The sequence below is a fragment of the Lutibacter sp. genome (assembly GCF_016342705.1).
GTDB lineage: Bacteria > Bacteroidota > Bacteroidia > Flavobacteriales > Flavobacteriaceae > Lutibacter.
This window is the reverse complement of record NZ_JAEINV010000021.1, coordinates 1-22271: the sequence shown is the minus strand read 5'-3', so window position 1 is coordinate 22271 and position 22271 is coordinate 1. Positions and strand designations below refer to the sequence as shown.

Sequence of the window (22271 nt, the reverse complement as noted above, 5' to 3'; positions counted from 1 at the left end):
ATTATTTTATTATATTTCGTGGGATGTCTTTGTCTATTCTTGAAAGTACTTCGTAATTAAGTTGATCTGTCATATTGCAAAAGGAAGATAAAGAAATATCTAAATCAGTACTAGATCCAATTAAAATAACTTCATCGTTAATTGCAATTGAATCATTGGAAGTTATATCTGCTAAAAACATATTCATGTTAATAGTACTTATTACGCTGTATCTGTTGTTGTCAATAATAACACGTCCTAAATTACTTAAGCCCCTGCTATATCCATAACCATAACCAATTGGAATAGAAGCTACTTTAGTCTCATTTTCTGCTAAATAAGAATTGCCATATCCAATAAAATCACCTTTAGGCACTTGCTTTATATCCATAATATACGATTTCCAACTTAAAACTGGTTTTAAAGGATTTGTATTTATTTTAAATTTAGATATGTAAGCAATATAAGATTCTCTACTTGGCCACAAACCATATTGTAAAATTCCTACTCTAACCATATCATAATTTTTAGTAGGAAATGCTAAAACAGCAGCGCTACATGAGCAGTGAATTTGTTGAGGTTCAATTTCTTGAGTTTTAAAAAACTTAATTGCTTTATTAAAAACTATTTGCTGTTTTTTTACTCTAACATAGTTATTTAAACTTTCTGCACCAGCAAAATGAGTGCATAAGCCTTTCACTTTTATAAAATCTTTATGGTCATTTACTAATTGAATAACCTGAATCCAATCTTTTTGATTAAATCCTGTTCGATTCATTCCAGTTTCAATCTCAATATGAATATTTAAAACCTTCTTTTTTTCCTTTGCTTTTGAAAGCATTTTTTTCAATCTATTTATATTGAAAACAAAGAATTCTATGGAATTGTCAATAATCCAATCTTCATCGCTACTGCTTATATCTCCCATAATTAGTATTGTAAAGTCTTTTTTTGCAACTTTAAATACTTGTTTTGCTTCAAAAGAACTATATACCGAAAAGTGATTCACATTAAATTCCTGAAGCAAAGGAACCATTTCTAAAATGCTATGTCCATAAGCATTTCCTTTTATTACAGATGATAGGGTTACAGATGTGTCAATTAATGATTTTATAAAATCTATATTATTTTTTAGTGCTGATTTGCTAATTTGAATAACTGAATTATGCATGAATTAATTTGATTATTGCGTAAAACATTTGTATTCCATAGGAAGTAATTTCATCTGGAAAATCATAATCTGGGTTATGTAAAGCAGGTGTTTGTTTACCTGCGCCTAAGCCAAACATGGCGCCTTTATATTGTTGAGTGAATGTGCCAAAATCCTCGCCCCATTTAAATGGGGTTTGTTTTTTAATTATGTTAAAAGAATTTGATGCAGCTGCTTTTATTATATAATCAACTGCTTTATCATCATTATTATTTGAATCAAATTCATAAATCCAATCCATTGAGTATTTAAGCTGGTGTTTTTTACTAATAACTTGTACTAAATTAGCGCAAATTTCTTTTAAATTTTTCAATTGTTTAGCGGTCCAACATCGAATTGTAAAATGTAACTCTGCATAATCTGCTGAAATTCCATAATCTTCAGATCCTAATGTAGCATAAACCGTTGTTACCACTGTAAAGGTTTCACTTTCTAAATTGTTATCAGCCAATCCTTTAATTGCAACTATTAATTCTTGTAAAGCTATATCTGGATTAATACCATTTTCTGGCTCTGCAGCATGAGAAGTTTTTCCTTTTAACGTAATTTTTAAACTTGTTACTGAAGGGGTAAATGAATTGTTTTTTACAATTATAGCACCTTTTTCAAAGTCAGGAACATTATGTAATGAAAAAACAAAATCGGGTATAATTGATTTAAATTTTTCATCCGCTAAAACGGCTTTAGCACCATTTCCATTTTCTTCCGCTGGTTGAAATAATAAAATAACTTCGCCTTTTAAAGGTGGATTATTTTTTAACATTCTGGCCAAACCAATTAATATAGTAGCGTGTCCATCGTGACCGCATTTATGAGAAATCCCTGGGTAATTAGATGTGTGCTCAAAAGTATTTTCTTCTTGAATAGGTAACGCATCTAACTCTGCTCTAAAAAGCAACGTTTCACCTTCTAAATCTCCTTTAAAAATAGCGGCAACACCGTTTCCACCAAGTTTAGATAATATAGTTGTTGGATTACATAATTTTAGTTCATTAACAACAGATTGGGCTGTTAGCTGCTCGTTATCTGATAATTCGGGAAATTGATGTAGTTTTTTTCTAAAATTTGTTAAATAATTTATTTCTTCAATAGTTAATAAATTTGTCATCATAATTTTTTTCTAGTTTATTTTTTAACGACTAAATACGTTACTAAAAAAATTATGGCCAATAAATTGATCATATAAACCACAAAACAGCAATATCTTAAAAGCAATGAAGTTTAGTGTTGCTTTTTAAGTCGCATTTCTAAGTACTTGTTTTCAAACCCTAATTTTTCGTACAAATGTTTTGCAGGATTGTTAGGTTCTACATGCAAGGCAATATCACCATCAGCCAATTCAATGGCTTTATTCATTAGTTTTTTTCCAATACCTTTTCCTCTGGCATTTTCATGAACTGCAATATAAACAAGTATGTTTTCAGGAATAAAACCTCCCATACCTGTTTTATTTACAATGGTAATTCCATTAATTTCATTATTTTCAAAAAGAATCAATACAAATCCCCCAAGGCCCTCTTTAGAATCTCTCATAGCAAAATCAAAACATTTGCTGATGTCTTCTGTTTTATCACCATACTCTTGCAGATGCTGAAACAAAAACTGAACAACTTCATCCTTTTCTTGTTCAGTTGGTTTAAGTGACTTGTTATAGATTTTAAAATTCTCCATTTTATAGATTTTCTTGATCTCGTAAATGTTGTATATAGGAAGCTTTTCCTAATTGCTTTCTTTTTTTTACAGATTTTTTTATATACTGTTTATTCTCTCTTAATTGATTTAGCAACTTTGTATTTCTTGTTTTTCTTTTATAACGTTTTAAAGCTCTATCAATATTTTCACCTTCTTTTACTGGTATTATTAACATATATGTATTTAATTATTTATGATTTCTGCTAAAATACAAAATAGTTTCTATAGAAACTATTAATATAGGGAAGGTTTAATAATCAAAATTCAATAAAATTTATAGTAACTATGCTAATTCGTATGAATTAAGATTGTTTTCTACAAATAACACATCCTTTGTGCAGAACAAATTGAAAATTGATAAAAATCAAAAACTATAAAAATGAAAGAATATTTAATTGATCGGATATTCTTCAGAAGTTATTATTGGCGAAGCATCAACCTTATCAACTTCCATAATATTAGTTAATATATCTATTCCATCAATAATTGTTTGTAATTTTTCAGGAGGAAGTGCTTGTAGTTTTTCGCTTAATTTTTGTTGAAATGTAATAGGCGCAGATTTAATTAACTTCATTCCGTTAGTAGTTAATAATAATAGCGTTATTCTTTTATCTGAAGCTTTTGGAAGTTTTGCAACCAACCCTTTTTTTTCTAATCGTCTTAAAATCCCAGAAATAGTACTAGCATTTAAATTTAAAAAATCTTTAAGTTGCGTAGCATTTGCTTTAAAATCTTTTTGTTCGGCTAAAAACTGTAAACATAATAATTGAGGAATACTTACACCTTGTTCTTTTTCAACTTGTTTACTTTCTAAGTTAACAGAGCGTACAATTTTTCTCAATTTTATTAAAATATCGATAATAGTCATTTGCCAATTTACATAAAAAATGATTATTTGTTTTTAAATGCTAAAATAACAAAAGTTAATTACGATTTATTTAGTGCTTTTTGAGTTTGTACGCTATCTACAAAACGAGAAATTCTAAGCGGATTTTCGTTCTTTAATTCATCTGGTAATAATTCATTTGGCCAAGATTGGTAACTAAAAGGTCGTACCCAACGTTTTATAGAATTTATTCCAACAGCTGTAAATCTACTATCTGTTGAAGCTGGATAAGGACCACCATGAACCATTGCTGGGCAAACTTCTACGCCAGTTGGAACACCATTAAAAATAATGCGTCCAACTCTATTTTGAAGTGCACTCACAATTTGTGTGTAATTTTTTAACTCATCATTTTCAGCTAAAATAGTACCTGTTAATTGCCCTTCTAATTTTGAAATAATTTCTTCTAACTGTTCAGTATTTTCACATTGAACAACCATAGAAAATGGTCCAAAAACTTCTTGATGCAATGCTGTGTTGTTTAAAAAAGTATCACCTTCAACGGTGGTAATTACTTGTCTTCCGTAATTTTTTAAAATTTCTTTTTCAATAGTTGCAGTAGTTTGTAATCCTTTTTGTGTTTGCATTTTGGCTTTATTAGTTTCATAAGCGCCAATAATATTTGGGTGCAACATACACGTTGGTTCAATTTTTACAATTTCTTCAGATAAATTTTTAATAAAGTGCGTTAAACCGTCCCCTTTAATTCCTAAAATTAATCCTGGATTTGTGCAAAATTGTCCTGATCCCATAGTTATAGATCCGGCATAAATTTTAGCCCATTCCATTCCCTTATTTTTAGTTGCATTCGGTAAAATAATTACTGGATTTACACTTCCCATTTCGGCAAAAACCGGAATTGGTTCTGGACGTTGAGCAGCCATATCATATAAAGCTCTTCCTCCACGAATACTTCCTGTAAATCCAACAGCCTTCACTTTTGGATGTTTTACCAAAGTAATACCAACTTCAATTCCACTACTATTTAAATTTGAAAATACTCCGTTTGGCATATTGGTTTTTTCAGCAGCTTTTATAATTGCAGATGCTACTAATTCTCCGGTTCCTGCATGCATTGGATGTGATTTAACAATTACCGGGCAGCCAACGGCTAGCGCGGCAGCAGTATCTCCACCAGCAGTAGAATATGCCAAGGGAAAATTACTTGCTCCAAAAACTACAACTGGTCCTAAAGGAACTAGCATTTTGCGAATATCTACTTTTGGAATTGGTTGACGGTTTAAATCGGCCGTATCTATTGAGGCTTCTACCCAAGAACCTTCTTTTACTAAATTTGCAAAACTACGTAATTGAAAAATTGTTCTCCCTCGCTCACCAATTGCTCTGTCTTGTGGCAAACCTGTTTCAGAGCAATAGGTTTCAATTAATTTGTTTCCTAAAGCTTCTATTTCATTAGCAATCTCATTTAAAAATTCTGATTTTCTGATACCTGAAATATTTTTAAATTCTTGAAATGCTTCTTCTGCTAATTCAATTGCTTTTTCAATTTCTATTGTGGACGCTTCTGAATAAACAACCGTATTTTCTAAATTTGTTTGTGGATTGAATGTTTTAAAGTTTACTTTTCCGATAGAAGATAGAAGATTTCCAATGTAATTTTTTCCTGTAATCATTTTTAATAATTAATTGTTTTGTGTTAGTGATTGAGGTGGTATCCTTTTTTTGCAAGTATAGCAAAAAAAGATTGAAACGAAAGCACGACCGCTTGTGGTAACACCCCAAAGATAATTTATTAAATATTTATTTTAAAAAAAATCTGATTTTGTTTTAATAATTTTGGAAAAAAAGAAACAAAAAATTATTTGTAAATGGTTGTTTTTATGATTTCACTTTATACAAATTTATTTGGATATTTTAATGAATTCAGTATCTAAAATCACTTTTAATAATATTATTTTACCTTAATTGTGTGTTATTTTGAAATAAAATGATTAATTTTGATGTATATATTTTTGAATGAAAGTTTTACCGTTTACAATTCCAAAGCCTGAAAATGTTACCTTGTATACTGAGCAATACAAGGGTGATACTTTTTACGAAAAATTACATCAGCATAAAGAAATACAAATAAGTTCGGTAGTTGTTGGAGAAGGCACTTATATAATTGGTGATTGTGTTGGGGAATTTAAAAAAAATGACATTTTTGTAATTGGTGAAAATTTACCGCACGTTTTTAAAAGAGATGATGCTTTTGAACAGGAATGTGAAATGAGTACTGTGTTTTTTTCTAAAAATTCTTATGGCGAGAGCTTTTTTGATTTACCTGAATTTGAGCATTTTCAAAACTTTTTTAATAATGCTGTTTTAGGCTATGAGGTACTAAGTAATAAAGTAGCATTGAATACTTTATTGTTAAATATTAATTCGCTCACCAAATATGAACAGTTTATTGCTTTTTTAGAAATTTTAAATTTAATTTCTTCTGCCAAAAAAAGAAAATTATCATCTATGATAAATTTAAAAAAATATGCTGGTGATGAAGGGAAAAGAATGAGTGATATTTTTAAATACACCATGGATAATTTTCATAAAGAAATTACTTTAAATGAAGTTTCTGATATAGCAAATATGACTCCAAATGCGTTTTGTAGGTATTTTAAACAGCGAACTACAAAAACATTTGTTAATTTTTTAATTGATATTAGAATAGGGAATGCTTGTAAATTATTAGCTAAAAATAACGATTTAAGTATTACAGAAATTTCATATAAATCGGGGTTTAATAATTTGGCTAATTTTAATAGAAAATTTAAAGCTGTAAAAGGTGTTACACCTTCTGAATATAAAAAGAAACACTAATAAATTATAAAAAGCCAAGTTCTTTTTGTAATTTTTTGGTTAATCCTTGCACTACTAAATCATAAGAATGGTCTATTAATTCTTTAATAAATTCATTTGATAAACCTCCTTCAATAGTAATTGTATTCCAATGTATTTTGCTCATATGATAACCTTCAATAATATCGTTGTATTGATCGCGTAATTCTATCGCTTTTTCAGGATTGCATTTTAAATTTACAGTAGAAGGATGATGTTCCAATCCTGAAAGTGCAAACATTTTATTTGCAACTTTAAAAACTAAAGTAACATTATCAAACGGAAAGCATTCCGTTACATATTTTTTTGATAAGCAATATTCTCTAAATTCTTCTATGTTCACTTTTTCCCTTATTAAACAATAAACAAATCACTTGCAATTCCATCGGCTAAAAATCTACCTTTTTTTGTTGTAATTAATATTGGACTTGAAAAAGCGCCCAGTTGAATTTCTAATAAACCTTTTTTGACGAAAGATTCTGCATTCTTTTTCAACAATTCTAATCGCAAAGCGCCAAATTCTTTTTCTACTTTTTCAAATTCAACGCCCCAAATTGTGCGTAAACCAGTCATAATATATTCGTTAAACCTATTATTTCCAGTTAATTTTTCTATTTCAATTGGTAATTTGTTTTCATTTATTGAATTTATATATTTGGCGTTGTTTGAAACATTCCAAGCTCTTTCTGCTCCGTTAAATGAATGTGCAGACGGACCAATACCTAAATAATTTTTCCCCAACCAATAGGAAGTATTGTGTTTTGAAAAATAATTTGGTTTTCCAAAATTTGAAATTTCATATTGAATAAAACCTTGTTTTTCAGTTTCTTTAATTAAAATATTAAAATGTTCTAATGCTAAATTTTCATCAATTGGCGGTACTTTTCCTTTTTTAATAAAAGTATCTAATGCTGTTTTTTCTTCAACAGTTAAAGCGTAACTTGATATGTGAGGAACTCCAAAGTCAAAAGCCATTTTTAGGTTTTTCTGCCATTTTTTATTTGTCATTTTTGGCACACCATAAATAAGGTCAATGGTAATATCATCAAAATATTTGGTTGCAATTGTTAAACATTTTTTTGATTCTTCGGCTGAATGCGCTCGATTCATAAATTTTAAATCGTCATCAAAAAAAGATTGAATTCCAATACTTAATCTGTTTATAGGAGTTTTAGAGAGCTCAATTATTTTAATTTCAGATAAATCATCTGGATTTGCTTCTAAAGTAATTTCGGGATTTTCTGCTACTTTATATTTACTATAAATGGTATTAATTAATAATTGTAATTCTTCAATTGAAAGTAATGATGGTGTTCCACCTCCAAAATAAATTGTTTCAACAATTTCATTTTTTAATTCATCTTTTCTTAAAAGCAATTCTTTTTCTAAAGCTTTTATCATTTCCTCTTTTCTTTTTAAAGAGGTGGAAAAATGAAAATCGCAGTAGTAACATGCTTGCTTACAAAAAGGTATATGTAAATAAATTCCAGCCAAAATAAAAAAATTAGAGTGCTATAAATGTACACATTTAAAAAAAAGTATGAAAGGTGATTTTTGTTACCTTTTTTACCAATTTGGTATTGTAAATTTGAGAAAACTACAGCTGTTATGTATACATATATTGTTTCTTTTAAAGTTAAAGAAGGTGAAGGGATAACGTTTGTTGAGCTTCAAAAATTTGAAGAATTGACGGAAGCAAAACCTGCCGGATTAGATCATTTTCATATTTTTAAAGATAGAAATGAGCCAAATAGATATTTTTTAGTGGAATATTGGAATTCTAAAGAAGATAGAGTTAAAATGGAAAACTCTAAAGAATATCATTTATTTAGAGAACACCGTCAATTGGTGATTGAAAAAAAATATGAATTTTATGAGTGTGATGTGGTTATTTAACTACTCTTTTACTCTGTTTCCGTTTTGTTTTACAAAGGCTGTCCAGCCTGTATAATTTTTGCCTGATGTAATTTTCCCGCTGTTATAAAAATGACAAACAGCAGCGGCTAAACCGTCAGTTGCGTCTAAATTTGTAGGTAATTCTTTAATTTTTAATAAATTTTGAAGCATTTTTGCCACTTGCTCTTTACTGGCATTTCCATTCCCAGTAATTGCCATTTTAATTTTTTTTGGCGAATACTCTGTAATTGGAACTTCACGAGATAAACCTGCAGCCATTGCAACACCTTGTGCACGTCCTAATTTTAACATGGATTGCACATTTTTACCAAAAAAAGGAGCTTCAATTGCAATTTCATCGGGATGATAGGTTTCAATTAATTGAATAGTACGTTCAAAAATTAATTTTAACTTTATATAATGGTCGTCATATTTTTTTAGAATTAATTCATCTAAAACAATTAATTCCATTTTTTTATTGACCACCTTTATCAACCCAAAACCCATAATAGTGGTTCCAGGATCAATTCCTAATATGATTTTTTCTGAACTCAATAAGTTGTTTATTTGTAAAACCAAATGTACAATATCTTGAACAAATATAAACGCACCTTTTTTTTACTTGTTAAGCTACTCATTGTTGTAGGTGCTTTTTATTTTTTATATGTAAAAATTGCCAATAACGAGCGTTTGCCTTTTCATGCATTTTTGGAACAACTTTCAATAGTTGGTTCTAAAGGAATTTTGGCAATTTTAATTTTATTGCTTTTTACAGATGCCAATTGGTTATTAGAAATTTTTAAATGGAAAAAATTAGCAAGTATTGAAAATAAAATATCTTTTTTTGAAGCTTATGAACAATGTTTTGCATCATTAACTGCATCCATAATTACGCCTAATAGAATTGGAGAATATGGCGCAAAATCAATTTATTTTGAAAAAGGAAAAAGAAAGAAAATAACGCTTTTAAACCTTCTCGGAAATTTAAGTCAACTTACTATCACTGTGCTTTTTGGAGTTTTTGGTTTGCTTTTTTTAGTTAGAACCTATAGTTTTCAATATCCTGAAATTAACATGTTGAAAACACTGTTTTTTATTGCTTTAATTGTTATTGCGATTGTATTTAGCTATAAATTAAAGTTGAAAAAAGTGAAAGATTATCTTAAAAATATTTCTAATAAATTATATGTTGAAACACTCGCACTTTCACTTTTAAGATATTTATTTTTCTCGCATCAATTTATATTTTTATTGAGCCTATTTTCTGTTGAAATCGAGTATTTTACAGCCTTAAATTTACTATTTTGCATGTATTTTTTAGCTTCCATAATTCCAAGTATCGCAATTTTTGATTGGGCAATAAAAGGTTCTGTGGCTGTTTGGTTATTTAGTTTTGTTGGCGTAAATGAACTCACTATTATTACAATTACAGCAATTATGTGGATGTTGAATTTTGCAATTCCAGCAATTATTGGAAGTATTTTTGTGTTGAATTTTAAACTTGAAAAAAGCGAATGATGTACATTGCTATTGTAATATCGGTACTATATTCATCATTAATTATTGGTTTTATTGTTGGCTTCAATAATCTTAAAACCTTTAAGAATATTAAATTTATACCGAAAAATACATTTTCAATTGTAATTGCTTTTAAAAACGAAGTTGAAAATTTACCCAACCTTTTACAATCAATTTCTAAAATTAATTATCCAGCTAATTTGTTTGAAATACTTTTAGTAAACGATAATTCTATTGATGGATTTGAAAAAATAATTACCAATTTTATAAACCAAAACCCACAACTCCCAATTGTTTTATTAAACAATAAAAGAATATCAAATTCACCAAAAAAAGATGCCATTTCAACAGGAATACAAAATTCAACATTCGATTGGATTGTTTCAACTGATGCTGATTGTGAAGTTCCAATAAATTGGTTGCAAAATTTTAACCAGGTTATTGAAGAAAAAAAACCATTTTTAATAAGTGCACCTGTTTCATTCAATAATAAAAACTCCTTTTTATTTCATTTTCAAAATTTAAATTTTATTAGCTTAATTGGAAGTACCATTGGCGGTTTTGGAATTAAAAAACCATTTATGTGTAATGGCGCCAACTTATGTTATTCTAAAAAAATATTTATTGAATTAAACGGATTTGCAGGAAATGAAAATATAGCAAGCGGTGATGATATTTTTTTATTAGAAAAAATGACAGAAAAATATCCAATTAAAACACACTTTTTAAAATCTGAAGATGCAATTGTTTTAACAAATTCTGAAAAAACTTGGAAGCAATTTTTAAATCAGCAAATACGTTGGGCATCAAAATCTACTTCTTATAAAAATAACTTTGCAAAATTTGTTGGAATTACTGTTTTTGCAGAGAATTTATTAGTGTTATTAACAATAACTATGGCTTTATTAAACCCTCTTTATTGGAAAATTGGATTCATAATATTTATTCAAAAAACACTATTTGATTTTATTTTAATTAATAAAACTGCTCAATTTTTAAAAAATAAAAAGTCTCTTAAATATTTCCCTATAATTAGTTTGTTATATCCTTTTTTCATCATTTTTATTGCGGTTATTACTAACTTTAAAAAATACGAATGGAAAGGTAAAACCTATAAAAAGTAATTATTGTTTATGAAACAAAGCTGTAATTATTGTTTCTGCATTTAACCATAAATACAATATTAAAAACAATGCTAAAACTAAAATAATTCCTCTTTTATAATTTGGTTTTTTTCTTTTTTTAAATCTATTATCCATACTAGTTATTATTTTTTTGTTGCACGTAACATTTCTCTTTTTCCAGGCGGGCCAGGTAATTTTTCAACTAAAAACCCTACAGTTTGTAAAGCTCGTCTCACACTTCCTTTAGCACTATATGTTACTAAAACACCTTCTTTTTTTAAAGCATTATACATTTTTGAGAAAATTTCTTCAGTCCATAATTCTGGCTGAACTCTCGCTCCAAAAGCATCAAAATAAATTAAATTAAATATATTTTCATCATTAATATCATTAAAAAATTGTTGCCTTTTGGTGAGTGAAAAAACTGGTGAAATTTCAGTTTTTAATTCCCATTTTTGTTGATGCATTTTTGCAAAAACAGCTTCAAAATCAGTTGCTTCTAATTGTTCTACATAATTTAAGTATTTAATTTCATCTGCAGAAACAGGATATGCTTCAACACCCACGTAATCAACTTCTAAATTAAATTTTTTAGCTTCTAAAAATGTAATAAAACTGTTTAAGCCAGTTCCAAATCCTATTTCTAAAATTGAAATATTAGCATTTGAAAAAAGCGACAAACCACTTTTAATAAATACGTGTTTTGCTTCTTGTATGGCTCCGTGTTTTGAATGGTAATTTTCATCCCATTCACTTAAATGAATTGTAGAAGATCCATCGGCGGTTACTATTACTTTTCTTTCCAAGAGTATATGTATATAACTAACTAATTATTAGTGTTTTTAATAAAATATAAAAATAAAATTTTTATATTAAAATCAAAAAAAGAGAATTAAAACCAACTAATAATGTAATTTTATTTTAATGTTATTATTTTATTGAATATTTTTACCCAAATATATTAAAAATAAGGCAGTACCCTTTGTACAAAGCAAAATTATGAATAAAAAAAATTAAGTAATTTTGCTTAAATTAAAATAATATGAATTATGGCTTTACATATTGAAAAAATATCAAAATCAAAGATATCATCTGTTGATTTTAACAATTTAAAATTTGGTCAAATATTTACAGACCATATGTTTGAATGTGATTATGAAAATGGAGCTTGGCAAACACCAAAAATTAGACCATATCAACCAATAGCTTTTGACCCTTCTGCAAAAGTTTTTCATTATGGACAAGCTGTTTTTGAAGGAATGAAGGCTTACAAAGATGATAATAATGACGTTTGGTTATTCAGACCAGATCAAAACCAAGAACGTATAAATAAATCTGCAGAAAGATTGGATATGCCAGCTTTTCCAAAAGAATATTTCTTTGAAGGATTAACAGAATTATTAAAATTAGATAAAGATTGGGTTCAAAAAGGGGAAGGAAACTCGTTATACATTCGTCCATTTGTAATTGCAACCGAAAATTGTGTTTCGGCATCAGCCTCAACTAACTATAAATTTATGATTATTTGCTCGCCAGTTCAAGCATATTATGCCGGAGAAGTAAGAGTTGAAATAGCAGACAAATATAGTAGATCTGCAAACGGAGGTGTTGGTTACGCAAAAGCAGCAGGAAATTATGCAGCTTCTTTTTATCCAGCTAAATTAGCTGCTCAAAAAGGCTATCAACAAGTTTTATGGACAGATGCTTCAACACACGAACTTTTAGAAGAAGCAGGAACTATGAATGTGTTTTTTAGAGTGAATGACACTTTGCTAACTGCGCCAACTAGTGAACGAATTTTAGATGGAGTAACGCGCAAAAGTATCATTCAATTTGCCGAAGATAAAGGAATTAAAGTTGAAGTAAGACCTGTAAAAGTTGCAGAAATAGTTGAAGCAGCAAAAAAAGGAGAACTTTTAGAGATGTTTGGAGCAGGTACGGCAGCCGTAATAAGTCCAATTTTAGGTTTTGCTCATAAAGGCGAAAAATTTGAACTTCCTAAAGTAGAAAATAGTTACGCATCTTTTATTAAAAAAAGTATTACAGATATACAAAGAAACTTAGCTGAAGATAAATTTGGCTGGAGATATAAAATTCAATAAAACCTATATGCAAAGTATAGTTTGTCTAAAACTATAACTTTTTATAAATTGCAGATACCAAACAATCGGATATTAATCCGATTGTTTGGTATATTATTTGACCTTATCAAATAAAAAAACTTATGACACTACTTGAAAAAGCTAAAAGAAACATCCAAGAAAAAGGGTTTTTAGATATTGAAATTCCAAAAAGCATAGACTATGTTAAGGAAATAAAAAAACTCAGGAAAAAGAAAAATGCTGTTATTTTAGCACACTATTATCAAGAAGATGCAATACAAGACATTGCAGATTTTGTTGGAGATAGTTTAGCATTAGCACAAAAAGCTGCAACAACAAATGCAGATATTATTGTTTTTGCAGGAGTTCATTTTATGGCTGAAACTGCTAAAATATTAAACCCAACTAAAAAGGTTTTATTGCCAGATTTAAAGGCAGGTTGTTCATTAGCAGACTCTTGTCCGCCTTCTGAATTTGAGGCTTTTAAAAAATTACATCCAAATCATATTGTAGTTTCTTATGTGAATACTTCTGCGGAAATTAAAGCATTAACTGATATTGTTTGTACATCATCTAATGCTGAAAAAATTATAAATTCTATCCCAAAAGATCAACCAATTATTTTTGCTCCTGACAGAAATTTAGGAGCTTGGCTCATTAAAAAAACAGGAAGAGAAATGTTACTTTGGGATGGCGCTTGTATGGTTCATGAAGCTTTTTCAATTGATAAAATTTTGAAATTATATGCTGAAAATCCAGGAGCTGAAATAATTGCACATCCTGAATCTGAAGCACATCTATTAAAAGTAGCCAAATATGTTGGATCTACTTCAGGACTATTAAATTACGTAAAAACTAGTCCAGCTAAAACTTTTATTGTGGCTACAGAAGTTGGTATTTTACACAAAATGAGACAAGAATCTCCTGATAAAATATTAATTCCGGCTCCAGTTGAAGATGATAGCTGTAATTGTAGTGAGTGTTTTTATATGAAAATGAATACAATGAAAAAATTATATTTATGTTTAAAACACGAACTTCCTTTTGTGGAAGTTGATGAAGAGTTAAGCAAAAAAGCACTAGTTTCAATAGAAAGAATGTTAGAACTTTCTAAATAAGAAAAGTAAATGAACGCCGAAAAAAAAATACATAAAACAGATTTTTTAGTAATTGGATCTGGTATTGCAGGATTATCTTTTGCATTAAAAATTGCAAATAAATTTAAAAATGAAAAGGTAACTATCATTTCTAAAAATGAAAAAAACGAATGTAATACCAAATATGCACAAGGAGGAATTTCTACAGTATGGGATAAAACGGTCGATTCATTTGAACAGCACATACAAGATACTTTAATTGCTGGTGATGGAGTTTGTGATGAAGAGGTAGTTAAAATGGTTGTTAAGGATGCGCCTGCAAGATTGCAAGAATTAATTGATTGGGGAACACAATTCGACAAAACTGAGGATGGAAAATACTCTCTAGGAAGAGAAGGAGGACATTCTCAAGACAGAATTTTACATCACAAAGATATTACAGGTGCCGAAATTGAAAGAGCTTTAATTGAACAAGTTGATAAAACTGAAAACATCGATTTTTTAACCTATCATTATGCAATCGATTTAATAACAGAGCATCAGGTTAATAAGAAGTTAACTAATAGACGGGGGAAAATTACCTGCTTTGGCGCTTATGTTTTGGATGAGAAAAAAAATATTGTAAAAACATTTTCTGCAAAAGTAACCATGCTTGCTACTGGAGGTAATGGACAAGTATATGTAACAACTACAAATCCAGTAATTGCGACTGGCGATGGTATTGCAATGGCTTATAGAGCTAAAGCCGAAATTTCTGATGTTGAGTTTATACAATTTCATCCAACAGCATTATATAATCCGGGTGAATATCCTGCATTTTTAATATCTGAAGCAGTAAGAGGTGAAGGTGCAATTTTAAGAGATTATTATGGCGAACGGTTTATGCATAAATACGATTCTCGTGAAGAATTAGCTTCAAGAGATATTGTAGCAAGAGCTATTGATAGTGAACTTAAAAAAAGTGGAACACCGAATGTTTACTTAGATTGTACACATATTGATTACAAATCCTTCAAAAAACATTTTCCAAATATTACTGAAAAATGTAAAAGTTTAGGAATTGATATTCGAAAAGATTTTATTCCTGTTTCTCCTGCACAGCACTATATTTGTGGTGGAGTAAATGTAAATAAAAAGGGAAAAACTTCTATTAAAAACTTATATGCTTGTGGTGAAGTAACTAAATCTGGACTTCACGGTGCAAATAGATTAGCTTCAAACTCATTATTAGAAGGCCTTGTTTTTTCGCATAGAGCTGCTGAAAATTTAATGAAACGGTTTCCTAAAATTAAAGAACCAACAAGAGTTCCTGTTTGGAATGATAGTGGTGTTGCAAAAAATATGGAGAAAATACTAATTACGCATGATAGAAATGAAGTAAAAACTATAATGAGTAATTACGTCGGAATTGTTCGCTCAAATGAACGACTGTTAAGGGCCGAAAGAAAATTGCGTGTATTATATGAAGACAATAAACGTTTATATGATTATTCTGAGCTTTCAGTTGATTTGTGCGAATTACGAAACCTTATAACTACAGCCTATTTAATCACCCAATTTTCAAAAAATAGAAAAGAAAATAAAGGTGGGTTTTATAATGTTGACTTAGATTTATAGTAGCTATTTTTTAGAAATTACAGCTAGAATGTTAGGTTTAAAGTAGTTTGGACCTTTCATAACTTTGCCATCTTCTCGGTAAATAGGTTTTCCGTTTGCTCCTAATTTACTCATGTTGCTACGCTGAATTTCATTAAAAACTTCTTCAATTTTATGTTGCATTCCGTGTTCTAAAATTGTTCCACATAAAATATACAACATATCACCCAAAGCATCGGCCACTTCAACAATATCATTATTTTTAGCGGCTTCTAAATACTCCTCATTTTCTTCGGCCATTAAATCGAATCGCAATTGAAGTTTCTTTTCATCTAAATTTGCAATTGGTTGTTGTTGAATTCCTAAACCAAATGCTTCATGAAATTCTTGAACAGCTTTTATTTTATTCTTCATTTAAAATATGTTTTTTGTCAGTAGATTATTTTTTCTAAGAAAACTTATACAATAACGATGTTGGGACAAATTTTAAAACCCAAGCAACTAACGCCCATCTTTTAGTTATATATGCTTTTCTTTTTTTCTTTTTAATTGCATCATAAATTTGATTAGTAGCTTTATCAACGGAAGCCATCCAGAAAGTTTCGCCCAATGCCATTGCTGTATCCACAAAACCTGGCTGAATATCGGTGACCATAATTTTAGCTTTACTTCTTTTGCCTTTCATATATAAAGATTCTAAATAATTGGCCTGAAATGCTTTTGAAGCAAAATAACATGGCGCATGTCTGTTTCCTCTTATAGATGCAATAGATGAAATACCCACCAAATGTCCGTAGCCTTGCTTTCTGAAAAAATTATAAGCTAATCCATAAATTTGAGCAGCAGCTAACACGTTTGTTTGAATTACATTGTTTTCTTGCTCCCAATTTAAATTGTAATTGGCTTCACCTGTTCCAGAGCTGTAAACAATTAAATCTATATGTTTAAACTCGGTTTTTAGTGTTTCAAACAGCACTATGTTATTTTCAAGATTTGTAACATCCTGCTCTTTTACTATATATTTTTCAGGATTTGTTTTTTTAATTTCTTTTAATAAAGCTAATCTTCTTCCTGTAATAATTACGGTATAGCCTTTTTCAACTAAAATTTTAGCTAATTGTTTTCCAATACCAGAAGTTGCTCCGATAATTAATGCCCTTTTCATAACAAAAAATTTGTACTTTTACGGTAAATATACACAATTAAAATGTTTAGTAAAGGACAACTTATTTTTGCAGGTTTATTTGTAATTGCATTTACAATTGCTATGATTTGGAGTTACAGAAAAGATATAAAAATTCATAAAAAATATTATAAAAATAGCTTTATAGTTATTATTGCAATGTTTTTAATTATCGCCATTTTTACTTTAATAACTTTTTCATTACACTAAAAAAAATCCGCTTCAAAAAAATTGAAACGGATTTAAAAATTGATAAATTTTATTTTTTAATTTTCGTTTGGCAACGTTGTGTAATTTTTAGCATATTCTAACATTTGCTCAACAAAACTAGTTGGTTGCACAACTTTTATATCTGTTATATTTCCATCAGCATCCGTTACTGGAGTTAAAACTGGGTTTACAAAACCACTGTAAGGAGCAGATTTAAATTTAGCATTTCTTTCTAAAACTTCTTTATGAATTGCTTGGTCAACTTTTACTCCATACGTTTCAACCAACGCTTTACCAGCTTCAAAATCTCCTTCAGATTTTATACGTTGAATTTCACGTAATAAATCGCCAAATAAAACTCTTAATTTAGCGTAATCTCTAATTACAAAGTAGGTTTTATTATTTTTAACAACTTTCTCAATTACGTTTTCCGCTTTTCCTTTTTCAAAAGCCCAAGCAGCAACTAATTGTCTGTTTCTCATATGAGCTTCTTCAATATCATCGCCTAAATTTAAACGAACTAATTGTGTTAATAAACCATTTCTAATATAACCATCGTAAGCAGCTTTTCCAATTCCTTCTGCATTTGGCGAAATTTTCATTTCAACTAATTTTGCATCAGGTAAATAATACAAACCAACTAAATCGGCACGCGCTTCTTCTAAAGTTGAAGCGTAATTTTTTAAGGTTTCTTTTGGCTGTCCAATACCTTCATTTATTTGTCCGCTTGCGTGTCCAATAACTTCATGTAAAGATGTGTGTAATTTATCTGCAGTTTGACCAAACTCTATTTCAGCATTTATTTCAGCTTCATCAAAAGCAAATTCTTTTAATTTATCCGTTCCGCCAGCTTGATTATAGGCTTCAATAATGTTTCCTAATGAAACAGATTTAGAACCATGTTGTTGACGAATCCAGTTACTATTTGGTAAATTTACACCTATTGGTGTTGAAGGTGAAGAATCTCCAGATTCAGAGGCTACATTTACAGTTTTATAAGAAACTCCAACAACATTTTTCTTTTTGTGTTCAGGTAAAAGCGTAGAATTATCTTCAAACCATTGTGCGTTTTCTGATAAAACGGCCATTTTTTTAGACATATCAAAATCCTTAATTTGAACAACAGTTTCGTAAGATCCTCTGTATGCTTTTGGATCGTTGTATACTTCAATAAATCCGTTTATATAATCAATATCTCCATCAGTACTTGTAGCCCAGGCAATGTTATAATCATCCCAAGTTTTTAAATCGCCTGTTTGGTAATATGCAATTAGTAATTTTAAAGCTTCGGCTTGTTTTTCGTTTTCTGCTACTTCAACAGCTTTTTCTAACCAAAACACAATTTTTTCGATAGATGCACTGTACATCCCACCAACTTTCCATACTTTTTCTTCTAAAGTTCCATCATCATTTTTTACCAATTTAGAATTTAATCCAAATTCGATTGGAGTTGCATTGTTTTTATCAATTTTATTAGCATAAAAAGCATCAACATCAGCAGCCGTTACATTTGGCGAATAAAAATTAATAACAGAACCTTCTAACAATCCTTTACTTTCATCTAAATTTACTTTTTTAGCATCGGCATCATTAAAAATAACTTCATATGCTTCTCCCGAAAGTTCAGTAGTTGTTTCTTTTAATAGGCTATCAAAATATTCCTTAGAAAATTCTGGAATAAATTTATCATTTGAATAATGATGATGAATTCCGTTGGCAAACCATATTCGCTTTAAATAAATTTCAAAATTTTTCCAGTCTTCAGATGTTTTATCACCTTTATAATTTTGGTAAATATTTTCTAATGCGCGTCTTATTTTTAAATTATGTCTGTAATTTTGATCATACATAATATCTCTACCAGCCATACCAGCTTGAGATAAATAATACACTAGTTTTTTCTGATTTAAAGTTAGGTTTTCAAAACCAGGAATTTGATAACGAAGTATTTTAATATCTGCAAATTGCTCCACTTCATATTGAAACGGCACTTCTACAATTGCTTCTTTTTCCTTTTTACAAGAAAATAAAACCGACACTAAGAGCATTGATAACACTAAATATTTAATTTTCATATTATTAAAATTTGATTGAATGCCAAATTTACTAAAATTTCATTGATTTATTTATTAATTTAGCTAGGCAAAAAACTAATACAATTATTATGCGAGCGTTTAAGTATATTTTATTATTTCTGTTGATTTTAATTATAGGTGGCTCCATATATGTGGCTACTTTAAATGCTGAATACAACATAAAAAGTACTCGGATTATAAAAGCTCCAATTGAAGTTGTTTTTGAAGAAATTAATGATTTTAAAAATTGGAAAAATTGGGGACCTTGGTTAGAAATGGATAGCTCAATTGTTGCATCGTATCCTGAAATTACTTCAGGAGTTGGCGCTTCCTACACTTGGACTGGAAAAGAAGGTATTGGATCCATGAAAACTATTTCATTCATACCAAATAAAGAGATTATTCAACAAATAGATTTTGGATCTGGAAGTACTCCTGAAGTTTATTGGGAATTTAATGCTGTTAAAAACGTTACTGAAGTTACATGGGGAATGCGTGGAAAAAATAGTTTTAGTGAAAAAATATACTGGCTTTATAAAGGTGGAATAGAAAAAAATATGACGCCAATGTTTAATAGAGGATTGGAATTATTAGACTTGTATTTAATTAAAGAAATGGATAAACATACGGTTAATTTTAAAGGTGTGGTAGATTATGGAGGTGGTTTTTATTTATATCAAACTACCTCGTGTAAAACGGATTTGTTTAACAACAAAATGAAAGATATGCTTTCTACAGTTTCAAGTTTTATGATTGAAAATTCTATTGAAAAGTATGGAAAACCTTTTATTTTGTATCATAAATGGGATCAAGAAAATAATACAACAATGTTTTCAACTTGTTTTCCTGTGAATGAAAGAATAATAACCACTGGGGATGTTTTAACAGGCTTTTTAGAACCTGTAAAAACTTTTAAAACTGAATTTACTGGAGATTACAAATATTCTGAAGAAGCTTGGCTTGCCGCTTACAAAGCAATTGCAGATGCAGGTTTTGTTACAATAGAAAATGGAGAGCCTTTTGAGATTTACAAAGTTGGACCAGAAAACACATCAAACCCAACAAAATGGGTGACAGAAATTTATATTCCAATTAATTAGAATAGTACCTAAATAAAAAAGGGTTTCATTACAGAATGAAACCCTTTTTTATTTTTAGGAATGTAATTCGGTAAAATATTTATAAAATAAAGGTATTGTTTCTATGCCTTTTAAGTAATTAAAAATACCAAAATGTTCATTTGGTGAATGTATAGCATCACTATCTAAACCAAATCCCATTAATATAGTTTTGCTTTTTAATTCTTTTTCAAATAGTGCAACAATAGGAATACTTCCTCCAGACCTTTGCGGAATTGCAGGAATACCAAAAGTTTCAGTATAGGCTTTGTTAGCAGCTTGATAACCAATATTGTCAATTGGAGTAACATAACCTTGTCCACCATGATGAGGTGTAACTTTTACTTTTACAGATTTAGGTGCAATATTTTCAAAATGATTTTTAAATAACTCGGTGATTTCTTTCCAATCTTGGTTTGGAACCAATCGCATAGAGATTTTAGCATAGGCTTTACTTGCTATTACTGTTTTAGCTCCTTCACCAGTATATCCACCCCAAATCCCATTCACGTCTAAAGTTGGACGGATAGAATTACGTTCGTTGGTTGTATATCCTTTTTCTCCATAAACATCTTCAATAGCAAAAGCATTTTTGTAATTTTCTAATGAAAAAGGGGCTTTTGCCATTTCAGCTCTTTCTTCTATTGAAAGTTCTTGAACTTTATCATAAAATCCAGGTATGGTGATGTGATTGTTTTCATCGTGCAATGATGCAATCATTTTTGTTAAAATATTGATTGGATTTGCAACTGCACCACCATATAAGCCAGAATGTAAATCTCTGTTTGGACCAGTTACTTCAACTTCAACATAACTTAAACCTCGCAATCCAGTAGTTATTGATGGTTGTGTGTTGGAAATCATTCCAGTATCAGAAATTAAAATAACATCATTAGCTAATTTTTCTTGATTTCTTTCAACAAACCAAGCTAAACTTGAAGATCCAATTTCTTCTTCACCTTCAATCATAAATTTTACATTACAAGGAAGCTCATTATTAGTAGTCATATACTCTAAAGCTTTTACATGCATGTACATTTGTCCTTTATCATCACAAGCTCCGCGAGCAAATATGGCCCCATCAGGATGTTTATCTGTTACTTTTATTACGGGCTCAAAAGGAGGAGAGGTCCATAAGTTAATTGGGTCAGCAGGTTGAACATCATAATGCCCATAAACTAGTACAGTTGGAAGTTTTGGGTTTATTATTTTTTCTCCATAAACTATTGGATAACCTGGAGTTTCACAAATTTCTACAGTATTACAACCGGCTTTTTCTAGAGCTTCTTTAACCGCATCAGCAGTATTTAAAACATCTTGGCTATAAGCTGAATCTGCACTTATTGAAGGTATTTTTAATAATTCAATAAGTTCATTTATAAATCTTTCTTTATTTTTTTGAACGTATGCTTTAATATTTTCCATTAAATTGTATTTATTTTAATCAAAATTACGGATTTTTTTTTGGATTAAAATTGATAAAAAAAATATTTAATATCTCCTTTGCAATTTGTAAGTATTGTGTATATTTGCACCCACAATTACCACGCGGGCGTGGTGGAATTGGTAGACACGCCAGACTTAGGATCTGGTGCCGCAAGGTGTGGGAGTTCGAGTCTCCCCGCCCGCACCAAAAAAGCCTCTCAGTTTTGAGAGGCTTTTTTTATGAGAAAAATGTCCCGTCCTAAAATAAGTTGACACAAAATCAACTTATTATGTATTATTCAGAGAAACCGCTTAAGAAGCG

24 protein-coding genes and 1 tRNA gene are annotated in these 22271 nt (G+C 29.5%); 10 read left to right on the top strand and 15 right to left on the bottom strand.

Translation table 11 applies throughout. The features are described 5' to 3' along the window. Position 1: 1 nt before the first annotated feature. The 6 genes from alr to JEY78_RS14635 all read right to left on the bottom strand — a co-directional run bounded on the left by alr (position 2) and on the right by JEY78_RS14635 (position 5401). Positions 2 to 1150: an alanine racemase gene (alr, locus tag JEY78_RS14660; RefSeq protein WP_291853043.1), complete on the bottom strand. Its 1149-nt coding sequence runs from the start codon at positions 1148 to 1150 to the stop codon at positions 2 to 4. Continuing rightward, complete coding sequence (locus tag JEY78_RS14655; RefSeq protein ID WP_291853040.1) at positions 1143 to 2300, bottom strand: amidohydrolase; 1158 nt, start codon at positions 2298 to 2300, stop codon at positions 1143 to 1145. The genes alr and JEY78_RS14655 overlap by 8 nt, the downstream gene beginning before the upstream one ends. Positions 2301 to 2410: 110 nt before the next feature. Beyond that, positions 2411 to 2860, bottom strand: coding sequence for a GNAT family N-acetyltransferase (locus tag JEY78_RS14650; protein WP_291853037.1), 450 nt, complete (start codon positions 2858 to 2860; stop codon positions 2411 to 2413). Position 2861: 1 nt separating this feature from the next. Continuing rightward, a complete protein-coding gene (gene rpsU, locus JEY78_RS14645; protein WP_291853033.1) occupies positions 2862 to 3056 on the bottom strand; it encodes a 30S ribosomal protein S21 in 195 nt (64 codons plus the stop codon). Between the two features lie 216 nt (positions 3057 to 3272). Then, the gene (locus JEY78_RS14640; protein ID WP_291853030.1) at positions 3273 to 3722 is read right to left on the bottom strand and encodes a MarR family transcriptional regulator; all 450 of its coding nucleotides are present in this window, start codon (positions 3720 to 3722) and stop codon (positions 3273 to 3275) included. Positions 3723 to 3808: 86 nt separating this feature from the next. Next, on the bottom strand, positions 3809 to 5401 hold the full coding sequence (locus tag JEY78_RS14635; RefSeq protein WP_291853027.1) for an aldehyde dehydrogenase (NADP(+)): 1593 nt from the start codon (positions 5399 to 5401) through the stop codon (positions 3809 to 3811). 343 nt (positions 5402 to 5744) lie between these two features. Between JEY78_RS14635 and JEY78_RS14630 the strand changes: the two genes are divergently transcribed. After that, on the top strand, positions 5745 to 6587 hold the full coding sequence (locus JEY78_RS14630; RefSeq protein WP_291853024.1) for an AraC family transcriptional regulator: 843 nt from the start codon (positions 5745 to 5747) through the stop codon (positions 6585 to 6587). A 4-nt stretch (positions 6588 to 6591) separates the two neighbouring features. Here the strand turns inward: JEY78_RS14630 and JEY78_RS14625 are convergent, their stop codons facing one another. Beyond that, positions 6592 to 6948, bottom strand: a complete 357-nt coding sequence (locus JEY78_RS14625) for an MmcQ/YjbR family DNA-binding protein (protein WP_291853021.1) — start codon at positions 6946 to 6948, stop codon at positions 6592 to 6594. 11 nt (positions 6949 to 6959) lie between these two features. After that, positions 6960 to 8099 carry a radical SAM family heme chaperone HemW gene (gene hemW / locus JEY78_RS14620; protein ID WP_291853019.1) on the bottom strand — a complete coding sequence of 380 codons (1140 nt, stop codon included), beginning with the start codon at positions 8097 to 8099 and terminating at the stop codon, positions 6960 to 6962. A gap of 114 nt (positions 8100 to 8213) precedes the next feature. Between hemW and JEY78_RS14615 the strand changes: the two genes are divergently transcribed. Further along, the gene (locus JEY78_RS14615; protein WP_291853016.1) at positions 8214 to 8501 is read left to right on the top strand and encodes an antibiotic biosynthesis monooxygenase; all 288 of its coding nucleotides are present in this window, start codon (positions 8214 to 8216) and stop codon (positions 8499 to 8501) included. On the opposite strand, the gene ruvC is transcribed toward JEY78_RS14615, so the two are convergent. After that, complete coding sequence (ruvC, locus tag JEY78_RS14610; protein WP_291853012.1) at positions 8502 to 9056, bottom strand: crossover junction endodeoxyribonuclease RuvC; 555 nt, start codon at positions 9054 to 9056, stop codon at positions 8502 to 8504. 36 nt (positions 9057 to 9092) lie between these two features. Between ruvC and JEY78_RS14605 the strand changes: the two genes are divergently transcribed. After that, a complete protein-coding gene (locus tag JEY78_RS14605; RefSeq protein ID WP_291853009.1) occupies positions 9093 to 10019 on the top strand; it encodes a hypothetical protein in 927 nt (308 codons plus the stop codon). Further along, a complete protein-coding gene (locus JEY78_RS14600) occupies positions 10016 to 11143 on the top strand; it encodes a glycosyltransferase (RefSeq protein ID WP_291853006.1) in 1128 nt (375 codons plus the stop codon). Before JEY78_RS14605 ends, JEY78_RS14600 begins: the two co-directional genes overlap by 4 nt. Here the strand turns inward: JEY78_RS14600 and JEY78_RS14595 are convergent, their stop codons facing one another. After that, positions 11144 to 11278, bottom strand: a complete 135-nt coding sequence (locus tag JEY78_RS14595; RefSeq protein WP_291853003.1) for a hypothetical protein — start codon at positions 11276 to 11278, stop codon at positions 11144 to 11146. It abuts the gene before it with no gap. Positions 11279 to 11286: 8 nt separating this feature from the next. Further along, the gene (gene mnmD / locus JEY78_RS14590) at positions 11287 to 11949 is read right to left on the bottom strand and encodes a tRNA (5-methylaminomethyl-2-thiouridine)(34)-methyltransferase MnmD (RefSeq protein ID WP_291852999.1); all 663 of its coding nucleotides are present in this window, start codon (positions 11947 to 11949) and stop codon (positions 11287 to 11289) included. Positions 11950 to 12192: 243 nt separating this feature from the next. On the opposite strand from mnmD, the gene JEY78_RS14585 reads away from it, so the two are divergent. The 3 genes from JEY78_RS14585 (at position 12193) to nadB (ending at position 15959) form a co-directional block, all read left to right on the top strand. Further along, positions 12193 to 13245 (top strand): branched-chain amino acid aminotransferase, encoded by a 1053-nt coding sequence (locus JEY78_RS14585; protein ID WP_291852996.1) that lies wholly within the window; start codon positions 12193 to 12195, stop codon positions 13243 to 13245. Between the two features lie 122 nt (positions 13246 to 13367). Further along, positions 13368 to 14363 carry a quinolinate synthase NadA gene (gene nadA / locus JEY78_RS14580; RefSeq protein ID WP_291852993.1) on the top strand — a complete coding sequence of 332 codons (996 nt, stop codon included), beginning with the start codon at positions 13368 to 13370 and terminating at the stop codon, positions 14361 to 14363. A gap of 9 nt (positions 14364 to 14372) precedes the next feature. Further along, positions 14373 to 15959, top strand: coding sequence for an L-aspartate oxidase (gene nadB / locus JEY78_RS14575; RefSeq protein ID WP_291852990.1), 1587 nt, complete (start codon positions 14373 to 14375; stop codon positions 15957 to 15959). A 3-nt stretch (positions 15960 to 15962) separates the two neighbouring features. Here nadB and JEY78_RS14570 read toward each other — a convergent pair whose 3' ends face one another. Next, on the bottom strand, positions 15963 to 16352 hold the full coding sequence (locus JEY78_RS14570) for a nucleoside triphosphate pyrophosphohydrolase family protein (RefSeq protein ID WP_291852985.1): 390 nt from the start codon (positions 16350 to 16352) through the stop codon (positions 15963 to 15965). 34 nt (positions 16353 to 16386) lie between these two features. Then, the gene (locus JEY78_RS14565) at positions 16387 to 17103 is read right to left on the bottom strand and encodes an SDR family NAD(P)-dependent oxidoreductase (RefSeq protein WP_291852982.1); all 717 of its coding nucleotides are present in this window, start codon (positions 17101 to 17103) and stop codon (positions 16387 to 16389) included. Positions 17104 to 17145: 42 nt separating this feature from the next. On the opposite strand from JEY78_RS14565, the gene JEY78_RS14560 reads away from it, so the two are divergent. After that, positions 17146 to 17331 (top strand): hypothetical protein, encoded by a 186-nt coding sequence (locus JEY78_RS14560; protein ID WP_090225447.1) that lies wholly within the window; start codon positions 17146 to 17148, stop codon positions 17329 to 17331. Positions 17332 to 17387: 56 nt separating this feature from the next. Here the strand turns inward: JEY78_RS14560 and JEY78_RS14555 are convergent, their stop codons facing one another. Beyond that, a complete protein-coding gene (locus tag JEY78_RS14555) occupies positions 17388 to 19406 on the bottom strand; it encodes a dihydrofolate reductase (RefSeq protein WP_291852976.1) in 2019 nt (672 codons plus the stop codon). A gap of 89 nt (positions 19407 to 19495) precedes the next feature. On the opposite strand from JEY78_RS14555, the gene JEY78_RS14550 reads away from it, so the two are divergent. Continuing rightward, positions 19496 to 20506, top strand: a complete 1011-nt coding sequence (locus JEY78_RS14550; RefSeq protein WP_291852973.1) for an effector binding domain-containing protein — start codon at positions 19496 to 19498, stop codon at positions 20504 to 20506. 54 nt (positions 20507 to 20560) lie between these two features. On the opposite strand, the gene JEY78_RS14545 is transcribed toward JEY78_RS14550, so the two are convergent. Continuing rightward, entirely contained in the window at positions 20561 to 21949 is a 1389-nt protein-coding gene (locus JEY78_RS14545; RefSeq protein ID WP_291852970.1) for a dipeptidase, read from the bottom strand. A gap of 123 nt (positions 21950 to 22072) precedes the next feature. Here JEY78_RS14545 and JEY78_RS14540 point away from each other — a divergent pair. Beyond that, positions 22073 to 22157 (top strand) — tRNA-Leu (locus tag JEY78_RS14540). The last annotated feature ends 114 nt before the right edge of the window (positions 22158 to 22271 follow it).